Below are 17,742 nucleotides of genomic sequence, written 5' to 3' on the forward strand. Positions count from 1 at the left end.
CTGGGGCTCTACTTCCTGCTGGATCGGATCAATACGGGCACTTCGGTATCGCCAGCTGCACACGCTGGCTGATGCAGGCCGGCCGATTGGATACGGTCACCTGCATCATCAAGTGCCCGGTCCGTAGCTACCGCAACAGCGATTACTTCTTCTTTTTGTTGGTCGAAGCTGCCTTCCGCGGTGCTTCGAGGCTCGCCTTTTTCTGGGCATGCTGGGCAGCTGCTTCATCGACATGGAGAGTCATCAGCGATTGCATCAGCTGGTCATCCGAGCTGGAGCACACCCCAAGCAGCAGCACCTCTTCGCAACCTTCGGCGGCGATGTAGGCATGCCCCATGTTGGAATCGATATACACCGCTTGCCCGGCCTCCAGGATGATCGGGTCATAGAACTCGGTATGGATTTCCGCGCGGCCTTCGAGGACGTGGATGTACTCCTCGCCTGAGTGATGGACCAGTTCGCCGAATTCCGCGATGGTCTTGGCGCGCACACGTGTGAGCACGGGAATCATGCGCTTGTGGCGCAACTCGTGACACAGATAGAAATAGTCGTAATTGGGCGTATTGACGCGGATCGCGTCTTCAATGCGGCCGATGCTGCGGCGTGCAGTTACCGGGGGCTCGGCCGTGCTGTCCTGCTCGGCAAACAGTTCCGACATGCGGATCTGCAGCCGTTGACTGAGCTGCAGCAGCTTGTCATAGGTGAGCGTCAGCCGGTCATGCTCCACCTTGGACAGGGTGGACAGCGGGATGCCCGAATGTTCGCTCATCTGCTTGAGCGTCCAGCCCTTGCGGGCGCGGAGCGAGCGCAGCAGGGCGCCGATGGTGGGTGGGGGCGATTTCATGCCTGATTACTTTCCCTGGTAAATACGTGCATCAGCCGATGATGGTCCTGATCAGGATCACTATCATCGCCTTAGCAGGGCCTTAGGGAAATAGACGCTGTCGCGGTTGGGGGTGAATTTTGGCATGTTGACAATTCTCTAATCAGGATCAGTATAGCTCCATTGGGATGTCATTCGCTGTTTTCTGCTCAGGTGCGCCCAACGCCAGTGCCGCCTTCCGCCTCAGAAGATCATGCGATGCGCCCTATTTCGTTTTCGTTATCAGGTAGTGCGTTGGCCCCGGGGGATTGGCAGTGAGCCCTCCCATGGAAAAGACGTGGTTTGGCCAGCCGCGCGGACTGACCATCCTGTTCCTGACCAATATGTGGGAGCTGTTCTCCTACTACGGCATGCGCACTCTGCTGGTCTATTACATGACGAAGCAGCTGCTTTTCGCACAGGAAAAAGCGTCTTTCGTCTACGGTGTCTACACCGCAATGGCTTACTTCACCCCGATCCTTGGGGGTGCCATTGCCGATCGCTGGCTGGGCAAGCGCAACGCAGTGATCATTGGCGGCAGTGTGATGGCACTGGGCCATTTCCTGATGGCGTTCGAGCCGCTGTTCTTTGTTGCGCTAGGGACCATTGCCTTGGGCAACGGCCTGTTCCTGCCTAGTCTGCCCAGCCAGATCAACGATCTTTACCGGGCTGACGATCCCCGCCGCGGGCGTGCCTACAACGTCTATTACGTCGGCTTGAACATCGGTGGGTTCATGGCACCGCTGGTCTGCGGCACCCTCGGTGAACTCTATGGCTGGCATTACGGCTTCGGCGCCGCCGGCATCGGCATGTTCGCCGGCTTGATCATCTACGTGCTGGGCAGGAACTATCTGCCGCCGGAGATCCGTGCAAGCCGAAGTGCCGTGCCCATCGCAGCGGAGCGGGGGCGTGACCAGAAAAAGCTCTGGCTGCTGCTACTGGGCGTCGGCCTCGCCGTCACGGTCTTCCGTGGCGCCTATGAGCAGATCGGCAATACCTTGCCGCTGTGGATCGACGCAGGTGTGGACACGAGCTGGGGCAATGTCGTGATCCCGATGACCTGGTTCCAGTCGTTGAATCCATTGTTGGTCATCAGCATGACGCCGCTGCTGCTCTTGCATTGGCGTCGCCGCGCCGATGCCGGCAACGAGACGTCGCCGGCACGCAAGATGGCCATTGGCGCGGTAATCGTTGCAGTGGCGTACCTGTTGCTAGCGACGCTGCAGGGATGGGCCGGTGGCGAGCGCCTTGGCTGGCCATGGCTGCTGCTGTTCTTCGGAATACTCACGTTGGGGGAGTTGTACATCCTGCCAACCGGCCTGGGTCTGTTCGCGCGTCTGGCGCCGCCGCGTCTGGGGGCTACGACCGTGGCGACGTGGTTCCTGGCGGTATTCAGCGGCAGTCTGTTGGCCGGGGCGGTGGGCATGCTCTGGTCCTACATCAGCCATTCCGCATTCTTCCTGGTGTTGTCCGGGTTGGCGGCAATGGCCGGCGCTGTTTTGTGGATGCTGGATCGTCCAGTACGCGGCGTGGAGGCGGGCCGCTTTGTTTCGCCCGTCGCAGCGCAAGCGGCTGCAGGTAAGGGGGAAGCAACTTTGGCCCGGACGAATGCTGAAGCCGCTGGCGGATTACCGGTAAGCGCGAGAGGCGAAGGCCGACAGGCAGGGCGGGCAAATCATCCATGTTGACAATTCTCTAATTAGGATCAATAGTCCTGATCAGGACGATTCTGCGGCCTGAATAGTCGCATGCTCAGCCAGTTGGACTGCCGATTCTTCCGCGGCATGGCAGCTCCAGCGTCAACTTCCTTTGCACCCGTCACTGCTGAGCAGTGGCCAAGTGCCCACCATCCAGATGAAGAAACCGCATGCCGCAGACTCGCTTAGCCAACCTCTCGACATTGAAGACGCTGCCGGAGCCCTATCTGTTGTTCATGGGTGACATTACCGAGCCCGGCTACGGCAAGACGGCATTCGGGTTGCGCGACTGGGCACCCGAGCGTTGCATCGGCGAGTTCGCCTGCGACGGTGCCACGGTAAGCGCCGGGCTGCCGAAGATGACGCCTGCCGAAGCAGCAGCGCGAGGTGCGCGTTCGATGGTCATCGGCGTGGCCAATGCTGGTGGTGTCGTCCCGGACGCATGGGTGGACCTGCTACTGGAGGCGATGCACGCCGGCCTGGATATCATCAGTGGCATGCACATGCGGCTGGGGGAAATCGAACGCCTGCGTGAGGCGGCAGCCAGCCTGGGGCGTCAGCTCATCGATGTACGCGAGCCGCCACGCGGGATTCCGCTGGCAAACGGTTTGCCGCGCAGTGGCAAGCGACTGTTGACGGTCGGCACCGACTGCGCACTTGGAAAAAAATATGCAGCCTTGGCGCTTGCCAAGGCGTTCACGCAGCGCGGTATTGATGCGGATTTTCGCGCCAGCGGGCAGACCGGCATCCTGCTTGCCGGGCGTGGTGTCCCGATGGACGCGGTGGTCTCGGATTTTGCTGCCGGTGCCGCGGAGCTGCTGTCACCCGCCGCCGCCGATGCGCACTGGGATGTGATCGAAGGGCAGGGATCGTTGTCGCATCCGGCCTATGCCGCTGTGTCGCTGGCGCTGCTGCATGGCAGCCAGCCCAACGTGATCGTGGTCTGCCATCAGCCGGGGCGTGAGAAGGTGCTCGGTCACCCGAAGTTTGCCTTGCCCAGCGTCGAGGAAACCATCGAATTGAATCTGCTGCTTGGTCGGCGGACCCAACCGGCGATCCGCTGTGGCGGAGTCTCGTTCAATACGTCTCATATGGAAGAGGCGCAGGCACATGCGCTGATGGCCAAGGAAAGCCTGCGACTGGGTGTACCGGTCGCCGATCCGATTCGCGGCGGTGACGCCTTCGCACGCTTGGTCGACAGCTGCCTCGCATGAGGAAGCGGCCGATCCGGCAACTGAGTCTTTTCAGGGGAGCATGAGATGGCAAGGGTTACCGGTTGGCGCCGATTCTGGCGGTGGATGAAATGGCTGTTCCTCGGCCTGTTGGCACTGCTGGTTTTGCTCACCATCGCAGGCGTGATCTACGAGCAGAAAGGGCGCCGCTACGCCAAAGCGAACTACCCTCCGCGCGGCGAAATGGTCGATGTCGGTGGCCGCAAGATGCATATCGACTGCCGCGGCACGGGCTCCCCAACCGTCATCTTCGAGTCCGGACTTGGAACGGGCGGGACGATCGACTGGACGCTGGTGCATGACAAGATCGCCGGCTTCACCCGTGCCTGTGCCTATGACCGTGCGGGCATCATGTGGAGTGATCCCAAGGACACGCCGCAGCACGCGGCGGCGGTGGCCGATGACCTGCATGCCTTGCTCAAAGGGGCGGGAATAACCGATCCGCTGGTGTTGGTCGGTCACTCCATCGGCGGGCCGTACACGCGGACGTACGTCGGCCGCTATGGCGACCAGGTCGCGGGGCTGGTCATGGTCGATGGTTCGCATCCGGACCAGGTCGCGCGGCTTGAGAAAGTGGTGAACATCAAGGTCCATCCGCGACGGGCATCGCTGCTGATGCACACGGCATCGGCATTGTCGTGGACCGGTATTGTGCGATTCCTGGCGGCGAGGTCCAACCCTGGCGATGGCAAGCTGCCGAAGGAGGCGGTCGCCCAGCTTGGGGGTTACATCAATGCATCGATCAAGGGTGCGACATCCGAACTAGACGGCTTCGATACCACGATGGATGAGGCGCGCGCGGTCCACAGTTTTGGCGACCGGCCGCTGATCGTGCTGACGGCGTTGAAGCCTTTCAAGCCTGAGGAGCTGGCGGCGCTGGAAATGAAGGCAGAAGATGGCGCGCGGTTCAAGCAGGAGTGGCGAACGCTGCATGCAGAGCAGACCGCTCTCTCGACGCGGGGGCGTCAGCAGATCGTGCCCGACGCAGGTCACTACATCCAGATCGACCGGCCTGACATCGTGATCGCTGCGGTCCACGAAGTGGTGGACGAAGTACGCGCTGACCAGACCAAGTAACCGCAATCAACAACCGTCAACGGTGCCCCGGTGCCGGCAGGGAGAAGCAGTGATGAAACGCAAAATTCTTTTTGGTGTTGTGTCGATGTTGCTTGCCGCCAATGCAGCCGCGTCCGAGTACGACATCGTTATCCGCGGCGGGCGTGTGCTCGATGGTGCGGGCAATCCCTGGGTCAGCGCCGACATCGGGGTCAAGGACGGCAAGGTGGCCAAGATCGGCCAGATTCCCGAGCGTGGCGCCAAGGAGATTGATGCCCGTGGCCGCTATGTATCACCCGGCTTCATCGACATGATGGACCAGTCAGGTCGTGTCCTGCTGCAGAACGGCGCCGCCGAAAACAAGATACGCATGGGGGTGACAACGCTTATCGGTGGCGAAGGTGGTCCGCCGGTGAAGGCAGCAGCAGAGATACCGGCCTATTTCGAAAAACTCGAGACGCAGGGCATTTCGGTCAACTTCGGTACCTACTATGCCTCGACCCAGGCGCGGGTGCAGGTGATGGGGGACGGCGCCGGTTCACCGACCGGGGCGCAGCTCGAAGCCATGGGGCGTGAGGTCAAGACCGCGATGGAGGCCGGCGCGTTCGGCATCTCGAGCGCCTTGATCTATGCACCGAGCAGCTTTCAGAGCACCTCCGACCTGATCTCGTTGGCCAAGGTTGCCGGGCAGTGCAATGGCTTCTACGCAACGCATATGCGGGATGAAAGCGAAGGACTGGTACAGGCCATCGAGGAAGCGATCGAGATCGGCGAGAAGGGCGGCGTCAAGGTGGAGATATTCCATCTGAAGGCGGCATTCGCTCCGCAGTGGGGCAAGTTGATGCCGAAGGCGCTGGAGCTGATCAACGCGGCGCGCGCGCGCGGCGTTGATGTGGCTGCCGATCTGTACCCCTATACGGCGGGTGGAACCGGTCTGGAGATCATCGCACCCAGCTGGGTGTGGGCCGACGGACTGCAGAAGGGGATCGAGCGGGTCCGTGACCCGGCGATACGCGAGCGGATGAAGAAGGAAGTCGAAGCAGGTTCGATGCCCGGCTGGTCGAATCTGGTGCATGCATCGGGCGGCTTCCAGAATGTGCGGCTCGCCAACGGTTTCAGCGAGAAGTACAAGCAATATCACGGCAAGAGTCTGGCCGAGATCGGTGCCGCGCTGAATCGTCACCCGGCCGATGCGGCTTGGGATATCGCGCTTGAAGGGCTGCCCAACCGCTCGGTCGCGTTGTACTTCATGATCAGCGAAGAGGATATCGTCAGCGCGCTGCGCCAGCCGTGGGTGAGCATCGGCAGCGATGCAGCGGCCTCGGTGAAGTTTGGTGAGGTTGATGCCCTTGGCTTGCCGCATCCGCGTGCCTACGGCACCTTCCCGCGCATCATCTCCGAGTACGTAAGGAAGCGTTCCGTGCTGTCGCTGGAGGATGCGGTGCGCAAGATGACCGGTTGGCCGGCGCAGCGCATGGGGCTGGCCGACCGTGGTCTGATCCGCGACGGGATGCGTGCCGACATCGTCATCTTCGATCTCGACAAACTTGCCGATGGCGCCACCTGGGACCAGCCGACCGCAGCGCCGACTGGCATCGAAACAGTGATCGTCAATGGCGTCGTCACGCTTGAAGGTGGCGCGCATACCGGTGCCAAGGCAGGCGCGGTGCTGCGCCATGAATGTCCCAGCCAAGGCTGATACCACGCAGTAATCCCGTAGAGCAGAGGCGCGCATCATGATCAAACGCAATTCCGGGCTTGGCTTTGTCGCCCTGGCACTTTCGGTATCGGCCCCGGCGCTTGCTGCCGCACCGCGAGTGAAGAACTTCGCCGACCTCGGTACTGCGGTGTCGGCGCAGATCGCCTGTGCGGGCATCTTCGTCGCCGACCGTGCCGAGGCGGACGTGCTGCGCGATGATGTACATGCGCTGGCGCCGTTTACTCAGAAGGTGACGCTGACGGTCGACCGCAAGGCGCGTACGGTCATTGCGTCCGCGCCCGATGCGACAACGCGCACGGCCCTGTACCGGCCGGTTGCTGGCTGTACGCTGCTGACCGGCGATGTCTCCTTCGCCATGCTCAACGCGCAGGCGCAAGGGCTTGCGCCGTTGCCTGCGCAGTCAGCAATGGCTTGGCCGATGGGTGACGTTGCGGTGCCTGCACTGCAGGCTGCCGCTGAAGCCAAGCTCGACCGGGCCGCTCTGGACAAGGCAGTGGCTGCTGCATTTGATGAGCAGAACAAGAACGGCTACCCCGATACACGCGCGATTGTCGTCGTGCAGGGCGGAGCGATCGTTGCCGAGCGTTATGCGCCGGGCTTCAACCAGAACACCGAGTTGCTCGGCTGGTCCGCAACCAAAAGCATCATGGGCACGCTGGTCGGCATCCTGGTGGATGACGGTGTGCTTGCGCTTGATGCACCCGCACCGGTGCCGGAATGGCAAGGTAAGGACGATCCACGCAAGAGCATCACGCTGCGCCAGTTGTTGACGATGACCAGCGGCCTGGCCTTCGTTGAAAAGTACGAACCGGGCAATGACTCGATCAAGATGCTGTTCGAGTCCGGTGACATGGGGGCGATGGCCGCCGCGCTGCCGCTTGAGCACGCGCCCGGGACGAAATGGAGCTATTCGTCTGGCACGACCAATATCCTGTCGCGGATTGTGTTCCAAGCCACTGGTGGCACTCTGCAGGGTATGGTCCGCTTTGCACAGGAGCGCTTGTTCGAGCCGGCCGGCATGAGCAGTGCACTGATCGAGCCGGACGAGGCTGGCGTCCTGACCGGTAGCTCCTATGCATATGCGACCGCGCGTGACTGGGCGCGCTATGGGCTGCTCCATCTCAATCACGGCAAAGCCGGAGACAAGCAGCTGCTGTCGCAGCAGTGGCTCGATTTCGCGCAGGCCCCGACCGCGGCTGCACCGCAGCCTTTCTATGGCGCGCAGCTGTGGCTGAATGCTGCCGAAGCCGACGGCGAGCGCCGAAAGCTGTTCGCGGATGTTCCGGCCGATGCTGTCATGGCACGCGGTCACAACTTCCAGATTGTCGCGGCGATTCCCTCGCAGGATGCAGTGATTGTCCGTCTGGGCTGGACGCCGGAAGGGCACAAGTTTGACTGGAACAAATACGTCTCGCAGATCGCCGCCGCGCTTGCGCCCGCCTCAACCCCACTTTGACAGCGTGGATGAAGGACAACTCATGATGACTGTTCATACTCCTATTTCGCTCGATCTTGCGGTTGAGTACTTCCCGTTAGCCAAGCCTTTCCGTATATCCGGGCATGTCTTTACCGAGGCGCAAGTGGTTGTGGTGACGCTATCGGACGGCCTGCATGTCGGCCGTGGCGAAGCGTCAGGCGTCTATTATCTTGGTGACGATATTGCTGCGATGGCCGCAGCGATTGAACGTGTGCGTGCAGCGGTGACTGCGGGCATTACGCGCGAACAACTACGTACCCTGCTGCCGGCCGGGGGGGCGCGCAATGCGATCGATGCCGCGCTGTGGGAACTCGAGGCGCGGCGCAGCGGCGTGTCTGTTCGGGAGCTTGCGGGGCTTTCCGAAGTTCGCCCGTTGCTGACAACCTTCACGCTTGGTGCTGATGCCCCCGAAGTGATGGCGCAGGGCGCACGCGACTACGCGCAGGCGCGGGCGCTGAAGCTGAAGCTCACCGGTAATCTGGATCTGGACATCGCACGGGTGCAGGCGGTGCGGGAAGCGCGGCCTGACTGCTGGATTGGAGTCGACGCCAACCAGGGCTTCGTGATCGGCGATCTCGATCGCCTGGTTGCTGCGCTGGTTGCGGCTGACGTAAAGCTGCTGGAGCAGCCACTGGCGCGCGGCCGTGAAGCCGACCTTGCCGGTTATCAATGTCCAATCCCGTTGGCGGCCGACGAAAGCGTACTGGTTCTGGACGACATCGATGCTCTGGTAGGCCGGTTCAACGTGGTCAACATCAAGCTCGACAAATGCGGTGGCCTGACCGAAGGGCTGGCGATGGCCAAACGCGCCCGCGAGCTCGGGCTCGGGGTGATGGTCGGCAATATGGTCGGCTCGAGCTTGGCGATGGCGCCGGCGTTCGTGCTGGGCCAACTGTGCGACATCGTTGACCTGGATGGTCCGATATTCCTTGCCGCTGACCGCAGCCCGGCTATCGACTATGCCAATGGCCATGCGTGGTGCGCGGAAGCGATCTGGGGCCGCGAAAGTGCGTGATTGTGGCAACAGCATCGGGAGAAGCGAAATGAAAAATAAAGTAGTCACGGGTTTGGTTCTGATGGCCTTGGCGCAGTCCGTGGTGGCGCAGGAAGCACCGGCACCGGCAGCGATCACCTATATTCATGCCGGGCGGCTGCTGGCCGATCCGGCCAGCGGCAAGGTGGAGGCAAACAAGACGCTTGTCGTCGAGGCCGGGAAGATTTCCGCCGTCCGCGACGGCTTTGTCGGCGTTGGCAACATCGTGGATCTGCGCGACAAGTTCGTCATGCCTGGCCTTATCGACAGCCATGTCCACCTGACGTTTGAATCCGGCCCGAACAATCGCCTTGATGCAGTGACCAAATCGGCAGCCGACCAGGCCTTCGATGGCGTGGTGTTTGCCAAGCGTACGGTGCGTGCCGGCTTCACCACCGTGGTCGATCTTGGTTCCGAACCGCAAGCGATCAATGCGCTGCGCGATGCGGTTGCCACGGGCAAGGTGACCGGGCCGCGGATCATTGCCGCAGGCGCGGTTGCTGCACACGGCGGGCACGGTGACGTTCACGGCTACCGGCAGGAAATTCTCGATGTGTTTCGTTCACCTACCTTGTGCTCGGGTGCCGATGATTGCGCACGTGCGGTACGGGTAGCGGTGCAACAAGGCGCCGACGTGATCAAGACAGCTTCTACCGGCGGGGTGTTGTCCAACACCGCTGCCGGGTTAGGTCAGCAGATGAGCGATGCGGAGCTGGTCGCGATTGTCGAGACCGCACACAGGCTTGGCCGCAAGGTCGCTTCGCACGCGCATGGCACCGACGGCGTCAATGCCGCGTTGCGCGCTGGCGTTGATTCAGTCGAACACGGTACCTATCTGGATGCGGAGTCGATCCGCTTGTTCAAAGCCAAGGGCAGCTACCTGGTGCCAACACTGCTGGCCGGTGACACCGTCACCCGGCAGGCCGTGGATGCCGCATGGATGCCAGCTGCGGTTCGCGCCAAAGCACAGGCGTTGGGGCCATTGATGATCGATGCCCTGAACCGAGCGCACCGTGCTGGCGTGAATATCGCGTTCGGAACCGATTCGGCGGTGTCGGCGCACGGAGAGAATGCGCGCGAGTTCGCACTGATGGTGAAGGCCGGGCTCAGCCCGTTGGAAGCGATCAGGTCGGCGACTGTCTGGGGTGCTACGCATACGGGTCTTGAAAACGAGATCGGCAGCCTTGCAGCGGGCAAGTCGGCCGACATCGTTGCGGTCGATGGCGACCCAACGACGGATGTACGCCGCCTTGAGGAGGTGGCCTTCGTCATGGCGCGCGGCGTCGTGGTGAGGGCGATAAACGAGTAAGTGTCGTCCGGGTAGCACAGCGTTTCTGTCTGGGGATTTGTGTTCTCCAGATGGATTTCTGAATTCGCAAACTGAAATTCTTCGGAATAGAAGCAGGGGAATCGAGATGTGGGCAAAAAAGCTGTTGTTGACGTTACTGCCGTTTATCCTGGTGATCAGCACTGCGGCATCCGAACCGGTTGCACCGCGCCAGCCCGCTGTCGCGCCCAGCCCTGCATCGGGAGAACCACAGGCGCAGTCGCCTGCAGATACATTGCCGTCGCTGACTGCGCAGGACGTCGATAACTGGCTTGACGGATTTTTGCCCTATGCGCTGGGCAAGGGCGATCTGGTCGGCGCGGTGGTGGTCGTGGTCAAGGATGGCAAGGTGCTGACCCAACGCGGCTTCGGCTACGCCGATTACGCGCAGCGCAAGCGGGTCGATCCCGACAAGACCCTGTTCCGCCCTGGATCGGTATCGAAGCTGATCACCTGGACGGCGGTCATGCAGCTGGTGGAAGCCGGCAAGATCGACCTTGATGCGGATATCAATACCTATCTCGATTTCAAGATCCCGCTGAAGGACGGCAAGCCGGCCACGATGCGTCAGTTGATGACCCATACGGCGGGGTTCGAGGAGCATGGCCGGGCGATCATGTTCGAGGACCCGAAGTTCCACGTTCCGTTGGGAGACTATCTGAAGAGCGGAGTTCCAGAGCGGATTTACACGCCGGGATCGACACCCTCGTATTCCAACTACGCCACCGCGCTGGCGGGTTACATCGTGGAGCGTGTCGCCGGCAAGTCGTTCGACTACTACGTTGAGCAGAACATCTTCCAGCCGCTCGGCATGACCCGCTCGACCTTCCGCCAACCGCTGCCTGCGGCGTTCGAACCGGATATGGCGGTGGGGTACCGCACACTTTCGGCAGGACCCACCAAGTTTGAGATTGTCGGGCCATCGCCCGCTGGCGGACTCTCTTCGACCGGTGCGGACATGGCGAGGTTCATGATTGCCCACCTGAATCAAGGTGCTGGCGTATTGAAGCCCGAAACCGCACGGATCATGCATGACACGCCGCTCACCCTGCTGCCGCCGCTCAACCGAATGGAACTCGGTTTCTTTGAAACCAACATCAACGGCCGCCAGGTGATCGCGCATCTCGGTGACACGCAACTTTTCCACACCGCGCTGCATCTGTTCGTTGACGACAATGTTGGCATCTACATGTCGTTCAACGCGACTGGCGAGCAGGGCGCGGCCGGTCCCTTGCGCAAGGCCGTGTTCGAGCAGTTTGCCGATCGCTACCTGCCGGGTACTGCAATGCCTGACACCCGTGTTGATGCCAAGACCGCGGCTGAGCATTCGCGGATGATGACTGGGACTTGGGTCAACAGCCGTCGCGCGGAGACCAACTTCTTCTCGATAGTCGCGTTGCTGAAGCAGGTGAAGGTCAGTGTCGATGCAAAGGGCGAGCTGGTCGTGCCGGTTGCGCGTGACTTGAATGGCAAGCCGATCAAATGGGTTGAGGTAGCGCCCTTTGTCTGGCACAACGTCGACGGACATGAGCGACTCGCCGCAAAGGTGGAGGGGGGCAAGGTAGTGCGATGGAGCATGGACTCGATCTCTCCGTTCATGGTCTTCGACCGCGCACCTGCAGGGAAGTCGGCTGCGTGGATTGTTCCCGCTTTCTACCTGAGTGCCGCGATCCTGCTGATCACCTTGCTGCAATGGCCGGTGTCGGCGCTGATACGCCGCTACTACAAAAAGCCACTGACGCTCGATCGTGGTGCCTTGCGCGCCTATCGTGGTGTGCGGGTTGGCGCCGGTCTTGTGCTGGCCTTGGTAGTGGCTTGGCTGGTCAGTATCGCCAAGCTCAAGCCCATTCCGTCCTACGATGCGTGGCTGTGGACGCTGCAGATTGGCGGTTTGATCATTCTGCTGGGTGGGCTGCTGCTGGCACTGTGGAACCTTCGCATTGTGCTGCGTGACCGCCGCGGCTGGTTGCGATCCATCTGGGCGCTGTTGATCGTGTTCGCGATGGCTGTGTCGTTGTATCTGGCCTGGGTCAGCGGACTCATCTCCATGACGATGAACTACTGATGTCGCGCCTGAAGATGAAGGTAGCGGTCGAGACGCTCCGTCTCGCCGCACCGTTCCGGATCTCGGGCCATGTGTTCGACTCGCGCGAGGCGGTTGTCGTCACCCTCGATGACGGCGCGCATGTCGGGCGCGGGGAGGCTACCGGCGTCTACTACGTGGGCGACGATCTCGAGCACATGCTCGCTGCGCTTGAACTGGCACGCGCCGCGATCGAGGCCCATCCGTCCCGCGACGAGTTGCGATCCGTCATGCCTGAGGGTGGGGCACGCAACGCAGTTGATGCCGCCTTGTGGGAATTGGAATCGAAGCAATTTGGAAAGCCGGTTTGGATGCTCGCCGGCCTCGACCCGCCGCGGCCTTTGCGCACCACTTTCACGCTTGGCGCAGATGAACCCGCAAAGATGGCGCAGCAGGCCGTAGCCTGGCATCAGGCGCGCTCGATCAAGATCAAGCTCACCGGCGATCTTGATCTTGATGTCGCCCGGGTGCGTGCCATTCGTGCGGCACGCGGTGATGTATGGCTGGGTGTTGATGCGAATCAGGGCTTTTCGATAGGGGACCTGGACGCGCTGGTTGCGGCGATGCTTGCAGCCGATGTTTCGCTGATCGAGCAACCGCTGGCACGCGGGCAGGAAGCCAGTCTGGATGGCTATCGCTCGCCGATTCCGCTGGCCGCCGATGAAAGTGCGCTCACGCTGGCTGATGTCGCCGGACTGCGTGGCCGCTTTGATGTCGTCAACATCAAGCTCGACAAGTGCGGAGGACTGACCGAAGCGCTGCTGATCGCCGCTGCAGCACGCGAGGCCGGGCTGGGGGTGATGGTCGGTTGCATGGTGTGCAGCAGCCTGGGCGCAGCGCCAGGCTTTGTGGTCGGCCAGCTATGTGACCTGGTCGATCTCGACGGACCGACCTTCCTCAAACAGGACCGGACCCCAGGGGTCGTGTATCGCGAGGGCACGATCTGGTGTGACGAAGCGGTGTGGGGTGCCGGAGTGGCGATCCCGGCCTGATCCCCCCCTTTGAAGGCTCTGTAGTGGTCACTAGGGCACCTGCCCATCGCAGGACCCCTGCAATCCGACAGGATTGACAATTCTCTGATTAGGATTAATGTGTCCTGAACTGGACTGTTTGTCACAATTCCACGGTTCCATCCCCGCCGTTTCCTCGTTACACGCAACGGCCGCGCATCGCCCCCCCACTGTATTCGGCTCTATCTACGCGGATTTCTTCCTCTGATACCGAGACGTAACCACAATGAACAACTGCTCGCCCCGAATGTCCGTTTTGTCGCAGGCCTGCATTGCAGGCGTGCTGGCCTTGGCCTGTAGTGCAACGGCACTGGCGCAGGATGCGACCACCGAGACCGGCCGCGAGGCTGTGAATACGCTGGAAACCGTGACCGCAACCGCGCAGAAGCGTGTGGAGGTGGTGACCGAGATCCCGATGGCGATCAGCGTCGTCGGTGAAGAAGAGATCGAGCGTCTGCAGATCAACAACATCAACAACCTTGCCGGCCTGATTCCTGGACTGCAGGTGTCCAGCCTCGGCTCCCCGGGCCGCTCGATGATTTCGATCCGCGGCATCATGCCGATGGGCAACACCGCTTCGACCTCGATCTACGTCGATGACGTGCCGCTGACCCCGAACGGTTCGCTGTCCGGTGCGACTTCGGGCATGTTCGACCTGCTGCCCTACGACGTACAGTCCGTCGAAGTGCTGCGCGGCCCACAAGGCACGCTATACGGCGCCAGTGCGCTCGGCGGCGTGGTGAAATACGTGACCAAACGGCCGGACCTGGAGAACTTCGAGGGCCGGGTCGGCGGCACCATCAGCGTCATCGATGATGGCGGCGGGGTCGGTCATTCCGGTCGCGCGGCAATCAATGCACCGCTGATTGAGGGCAAGTTGGCGCTGCGGGTCAGCTACGCCGAGCAGACCACGCCGGGCTGGATCGACAACGCGGTGGTGGGGCGCCGTGATACCAACGACGTGCGCCAGAACGCTGGCCGCCTGGCGCTGGCGTGGAAGCCAAGCGATACGGTGGAGGTGCTGTTGACCGCGCTGAGCCAGAAAAACAAGGGCGATAATTTCGGCTCGGTCGCGCTGGACCCGGTCACCTTCAAGCCCAAGTTACCTGGTTATGCCAACGAATTCTTCCTGCTGCAGCCGAGCAGTATCGATTACGACGTCTACGGGCTGAGCGTGGACTGGGACCTGGGTTGGGCTGATTTCAACTCGTCCAGCAGCTGGATGAAGTCCAACGCCTGGCGCCTGACGGACCTGTCGGCTGAATACATTCCGCTGCTGGGACAGAGGCCCGGTGTGGGTCCGGTGATGGCCTATGCCACGCTCGATACCGACATCGACCTGACCAAGTGGACCCAGGAGTTCCGCCTGACCTCCAAGGGCGAGGGGCGCCTGCAATGGCAGCTGGGTGGCTTCTACACCGATGAAGATTCTAAGTATGTCGAGGACGGGGCCGCGCTGAATCCCGCGGGCAATCCCCTGATGAGCCTGTTCACTGCCTCGGTGCTGAGTACCTATCGTGAGAAGGCGTTGTTCGGGAACGCCACGTGGAAGTTCACTGACAAGTTCGATCTTTCGCTGGGCGTACGTCGCGCGGAGAACGACCAGGAGTTCAAGCAGACCCTCGGCGGTCCGCTGGGCGGCGATGGTGTGCAAAGGACCACCCATTCCTCGGAAGGCGTGACCACCTGGAGCGCCAGTCCACGCCTGTTCTTCGGCAAGGACAGCATGGCCTACCTGCGCGTGGCGACCGGCTACCGTGCCGGCGGCCCCAATCCGGTGGTGGTCGGCTCGCCCGAGGTGCCGTCGCAGGTGAATTCGGACACCCTGACCAATTACGAAATCGGCCTGAAGACCCATCTTTGGGATCGCCGTGCGCTATTGGAAGTGGCGGCATTCCGGATCGATTGGGAGGACATCCGCCTGAGCCTGACCACCGCACGCGGCATTGCCTATGGCGTCAACGGCGGCACCGCGCGCAGCGAGGGCGTGGAATTCACCGGCACGGTGATGCCAATCGATAATCTGCGCCTGAGTGGCAGCATGACTTACACCGATGCCAAGCTGACCTCGCCATTCCCGGGCCAGGCCAAAGCCGGCGATCCGTTGCCGCAGGTGCCGGAATGGGCCGGCAGCCTGCAAGCCAACTACCAGTTCCCGATACACGGTGGCTGGGGCTGGAACGTGGGTGGCGCGCTGCGCTACTACGGTGAACGCGAGGCGTCGGTGGCACCTGCTTTGTCGGTCGAGCTGCCCAGCTACACCTCGCTGGACCTCACCGCGGAACTGAGCAACGAGAATTCGACGTTCCGTTTCTTCGTCACCAACGTCACCAACGAAGTCATCTACGCCGCCGCTGGCCGCACCATGTATGCCTCCGCGAGGTTGACCCGCTGGAATGGTGTGATGATGCAACCACGTACAGTCGGTGTGTCGTTCGACTACCGGTTCTGATCGGCTTCCGATCACATGTCGTAGCGCTTTGTGCACAGAACACAGGCGCCTGCTTCGGTAGGCGCCCTATCCGAAGTGATGGCTCTCGAAGGATTCTGATATGAAGTTGATGTTGGCGTTGTCCACATGCCTCGGCGCTGGAACTGACCTATGCATGGGTGTGCCATGAGTACCGCGTCCTCATGGTTCCAGCGCTACCTGCTGCCAGGCTTTGTGTTCCAGGCGGCGGTGATTGCCGGTGGCTATGCCACCGGGCGTGAGTTGGTGGAGTTCTTCATGCCGGCCGGCCCTTGGGGCGGCCTGCTGGCGATGCTGATCAGCATGCTGGTGTGGAGCGCAGTGCTGATGGTCAGCTTCGAGCTGGCCCGGGTCGCACGTGCCTACGACTACCGATCATTCTTCAAAGTGCTGCTCGGGCGAGGCTGGTTCCTGTTTGAGATCGGCTATTTCCTGCTGATCATCATCATCATGGCGGTCATGGGCGCGGCTGCGGGCGAGATCGCCCATAGTCTGTTCGGTCTGCCGAAACTGGTCGGTTCGCTGGGCATGATCGCCGCCACCGGTGCGATGCTGGTTTTCAGCAGCACGGTGATCGAGAAGTTCCTCACCATGTCGGTGGGCTACCTGTATCTGGTCTACATCATCTTCGTGGTGTGGAGCGTTATTGCGTTCGGTGACCGCATCGAGGCCAACTTCGCGACTGCAACCGGCGACGGCAGTTGGTTCAAGGCGGGCGTCAGTTATGCCGGATACAACGTCGCCACCATCCCGGCAGTGCTGTTCTGCATTCGCCACCTGACGCTCCGCCGTGAGGCACTTATCGCCGGTGCGCTTGCTGGCCCGTTGGGGATGTTGCCGGGCGTGGTGTTCTATATCGCGATGATGGGTTACTACCATGAGATCGGCGCCGAGGCGCTGCCTTCAGCGTTCCTGCTGGCCAAGCTGCATGCACCCTGGTTCGAATGGGCATTCCAGATCGCGGTGATGCTGACCCTGGTGGATACCGGCGTGGCACTGCTGCACGCAATCAATGAGCGCGTGGCCAAGTCCTATGAGGAGCGCAAACAGCCAATGCCGCAGGCATTGCGCCCGGCGATAGCGATAACCGTGATGCTGCTCGCGGTGTACGCCGCCACCGCCGTCGGCCTGATCGAGCTGATCGAAAAAGGCTACGGCACGCTGACCTGGTTGTTCCTGGTGATCTATGTGCTGCCGTTGCTGACCTGGGGCGTGTGGCTGCTGTGGCGGCGTCCGCAGTACGTCAGTGCGGATTTGGCTGAGGGGGCGGGTGGGTAAGGACAGCTTTTGTGTCCCTGCGGGCAACGGCCAGCGTTTGCATGGTTGGAACGTGTGTCCAGGTGGCGAGGACCGGCTGAGGTTTTGCGCTGATCAGGAGTAAGCAGTGTTTGCCCTCCATGGCTTCGCACCGAAAACGATAAGGTCACCCCTTCGGATGGCCTTTTGCCTGCATTGACCTGTAGATCGGGTGTGTCAGGTCCTTTAGTCGGATAGCACCGTAACTGCTTGACCGAAGCCACTACCTCCTGGGGAACTGGTGGTGAGTAGGGGCCTGTGCCTCACCCTTCTGGCTGTTGGGCCGTCCCAGCTGCCGCGGCGGGGACAGAACCCCCTGGGGTTCTCTTCCCAAATGCTTTCCATCAGACAAAAAAAGCCGCCCCTAGGGAAGCTCTGAACAACTCCCCCGAAGCTGCCAGACTGCAATCCGCGATTTGAGAGCTTGATCGACCCATGCAACTAACCTTTGGCGACGCCGAACAACAAGGCCGACGCAA

The 17,742-nt window shown here is 61.6% G+C and carries 12 protein-coding genes; 11 read left to right on the top strand and 1 reads right to left on the bottom strand.

Annotated elements, in window-relative coordinates; translation table 11 throughout:
• Positions 1-142 precede the first annotated feature (142 nt).
• Positions 143-844 (bottom strand): helix-turn-helix domain-containing protein, encoded by a 702-nt coding sequence (locus ACVOMB_RS16630; RefSeq protein ID WP_481532192.1) that lies wholly within the window; start codon positions 842-844, stop codon positions 143-145.
• Between the two features lie 305 nt (positions 845-1,149).
• On the opposite strand from ACVOMB_RS16630, the gene ACVOMB_RS16635 reads away from it, so the two are divergent.
• The 11 genes from ACVOMB_RS16635 to ACVOMB_RS16685 all read left to right on the top strand — a co-directional run bounded on the left by ACVOMB_RS16635 (position 1,150) and on the right by ACVOMB_RS16685 (position 17,245).
• The gene (locus ACVOMB_RS16635; protein WP_481532193.1) at positions 1,150-2,550 is read left to right on the top strand and encodes a peptide MFS transporter; all 1,401 of its coding nucleotides are present in this window, start codon (positions 1,150-1,152) and stop codon (positions 2,548-2,550) included.
• 179 nt (positions 2,551-2,729) lie between these two features.
• Positions 2,730-3,773 (top strand): N-acetyltransferase DgcN family protein, encoded by a 1,044-nt coding sequence (locus tag ACVOMB_RS16640; RefSeq protein WP_481532194.1) that lies wholly within the window; start codon positions 2,730-2,732, stop codon positions 3,771-3,773.
• Between the two features lie 84 nt (positions 3,774-3,857).
• On the top strand, positions 3,858-4,868 hold the full coding sequence (locus tag ACVOMB_RS16645) for an alpha/beta fold hydrolase (protein ID WP_481532195.1): 1,011 nt from the start codon (positions 3,858-3,860) through the stop codon (positions 4,866-4,868).
• A gap of 52 nt (positions 4,869-4,920) precedes the next feature.
• Entirely contained in the window at positions 4,921-6,546 is a 1,626-nt protein-coding gene (locus tag ACVOMB_RS16650) for an N-acyl-D-amino-acid deacylase family protein (protein WP_481532196.1), read from the top strand.
• Between the two features lie 37 nt (positions 6,547-6,583).
• Complete coding sequence (locus tag ACVOMB_RS16655) at positions 6,584-8,023, top strand: serine hydrolase domain-containing protein (protein WP_481532197.1); 1,440 nt, start codon at positions 6,584-6,586, stop codon at positions 8,021-8,023.
• Positions 8,024-8,045: 22 nt separating this feature from the next.
• Entirely contained in the window at positions 8,046-9,059 is a 1,014-nt protein-coding gene (locus ACVOMB_RS16660) for a dipeptide epimerase (protein WP_481532198.1), read from the top strand.
• A gap of 28 nt (positions 9,060-9,087) precedes the next feature.
• A complete protein-coding gene (locus ACVOMB_RS16665) occupies positions 9,088-10,386 on the top strand; it encodes a metal-dependent hydrolase family protein (protein ID WP_481532199.1) in 1,299 nt (432 codons plus the stop codon).
• 106 nt (positions 10,387-10,492) lie between these two features.
• Positions 10,493-12,469 carry a serine hydrolase domain-containing protein gene (locus tag ACVOMB_RS16670; RefSeq protein WP_481532200.1) on the top strand — a complete coding sequence of 659 codons (1,977 nt, stop codon included), beginning with the start codon at positions 10,493-10,495 and terminating at the stop codon, positions 12,467-12,469.
• Entirely contained in the window at positions 12,469-13,479 is a 1,011-nt protein-coding gene (locus ACVOMB_RS16675; protein ID WP_481532201.1) for a dipeptide epimerase, read from the top strand. The genes ACVOMB_RS16670 and ACVOMB_RS16675 overlap by 1 nt, the downstream gene beginning before the upstream one ends.
• Before the next feature lie 265 nt (positions 13,480-13,744).
• Positions 13,745-15,949, top strand: coding sequence for a TonB-dependent receptor (locus tag ACVOMB_RS16680; RefSeq protein ID WP_481532202.1), 2,205 nt, complete (start codon positions 13,745-13,747; stop codon positions 15,947-15,949).
• A gap of 165 nt (positions 15,950-16,114) precedes the next feature.
• A complete protein-coding gene (locus ACVOMB_RS16685) occupies positions 16,115-17,245 on the top strand; it encodes a YkvI family membrane protein (protein WP_481532203.1) in 1,131 nt (376 codons plus the stop codon).
• The last annotated feature ends 497 nt before the right edge of the window (positions 17,246-17,742 follow it).

The sequence above is a fragment of the Stenotrophomonas sp. STEN018 genome, assembly GCF_056760235.1.

What these genes read in the sequence shown, in the direction of transcription:
- ACVOMB_RS16680 (WP_481532202.1), top strand. Translation starts at nt 13,745, where the DNA reads ATGTCCGTTTTGTCGCAGGCCTGCATTGCAGGCGTGCTGGCCTTGGCC.
- ACVOMB_RS16665 (WP_481532199.1), top strand. Translation starts at nt 9,088, where the DNA reads ATGAAAAATAAAGTAGTCACGGGTTTGGTTCTGATGGCCTTGGCGCAG.
- ACVOMB_RS16630 (WP_481532192.1), bottom strand. Translation starts at nt 844, where the DNA reads ATGAAATCGCCCCCACCCACCATCGGCGCCCTGCTGCGCTCGCTCCGC.
- ACVOMB_RS16635 (WP_481532193.1), top strand. Translation starts at nt 1,150, where the DNA reads ATGGAAAAGACGTGGTTTGGCCAGCCGCGCGGACTGACCATCCTGTTC.
- ACVOMB_RS16655 (WP_481532197.1), top strand. Translation starts at nt 6,584, where the DNA reads ATGATCAAACGCAATTCCGGGCTTGGCTTTGTCGCCCTGGCACTTTCG.
- ACVOMB_RS16675 (WP_481532201.1), top strand. Translation starts at nt 12,469, where the DNA reads ATGTCGCGCCTGAAGATGAAGGTAGCGGTCGAGACGCTCCGTCTCGCC.
- ACVOMB_RS16685 (WP_481532203.1), top strand. Translation starts at nt 16,115, where the DNA reads ATGAGTACCGCGTCCTCATGGTTCCAGCGCTACCTGCTGCCAGGCTTT.
- ACVOMB_RS16650 (WP_481532196.1), top strand. Translation starts at nt 4,921, where the DNA reads ATGAAACGCAAAATTCTTTTTGGTGTTGTGTCGATGTTGCTTGCCGCC.
- ACVOMB_RS16645 (WP_481532195.1), top strand. Translation starts at nt 3,858, where the DNA reads ATGAAATGGCTGTTCCTCGGCCTGTTGGCACTGCTGGTTTTGCTCACC.
- ACVOMB_RS16640 (WP_481532194.1), top strand. Translation starts at nt 2,730, where the DNA reads ATGCCGCAGACTCGCTTAGCCAACCTCTCGACATTGAAGACGCTGCCG.
- ACVOMB_RS16660 (WP_481532198.1), top strand. Translation starts at nt 8,046, where the DNA reads ATGATGACTGTTCATACTCCTATTTCGCTCGATCTTGCGGTTGAGTAC.
- ACVOMB_RS16670 (WP_481532200.1), top strand. Translation starts at nt 10,493, where the DNA reads ATGTGGGCAAAAAAGCTGTTGTTGACGTTACTGCCGTTTATCCTGGTG.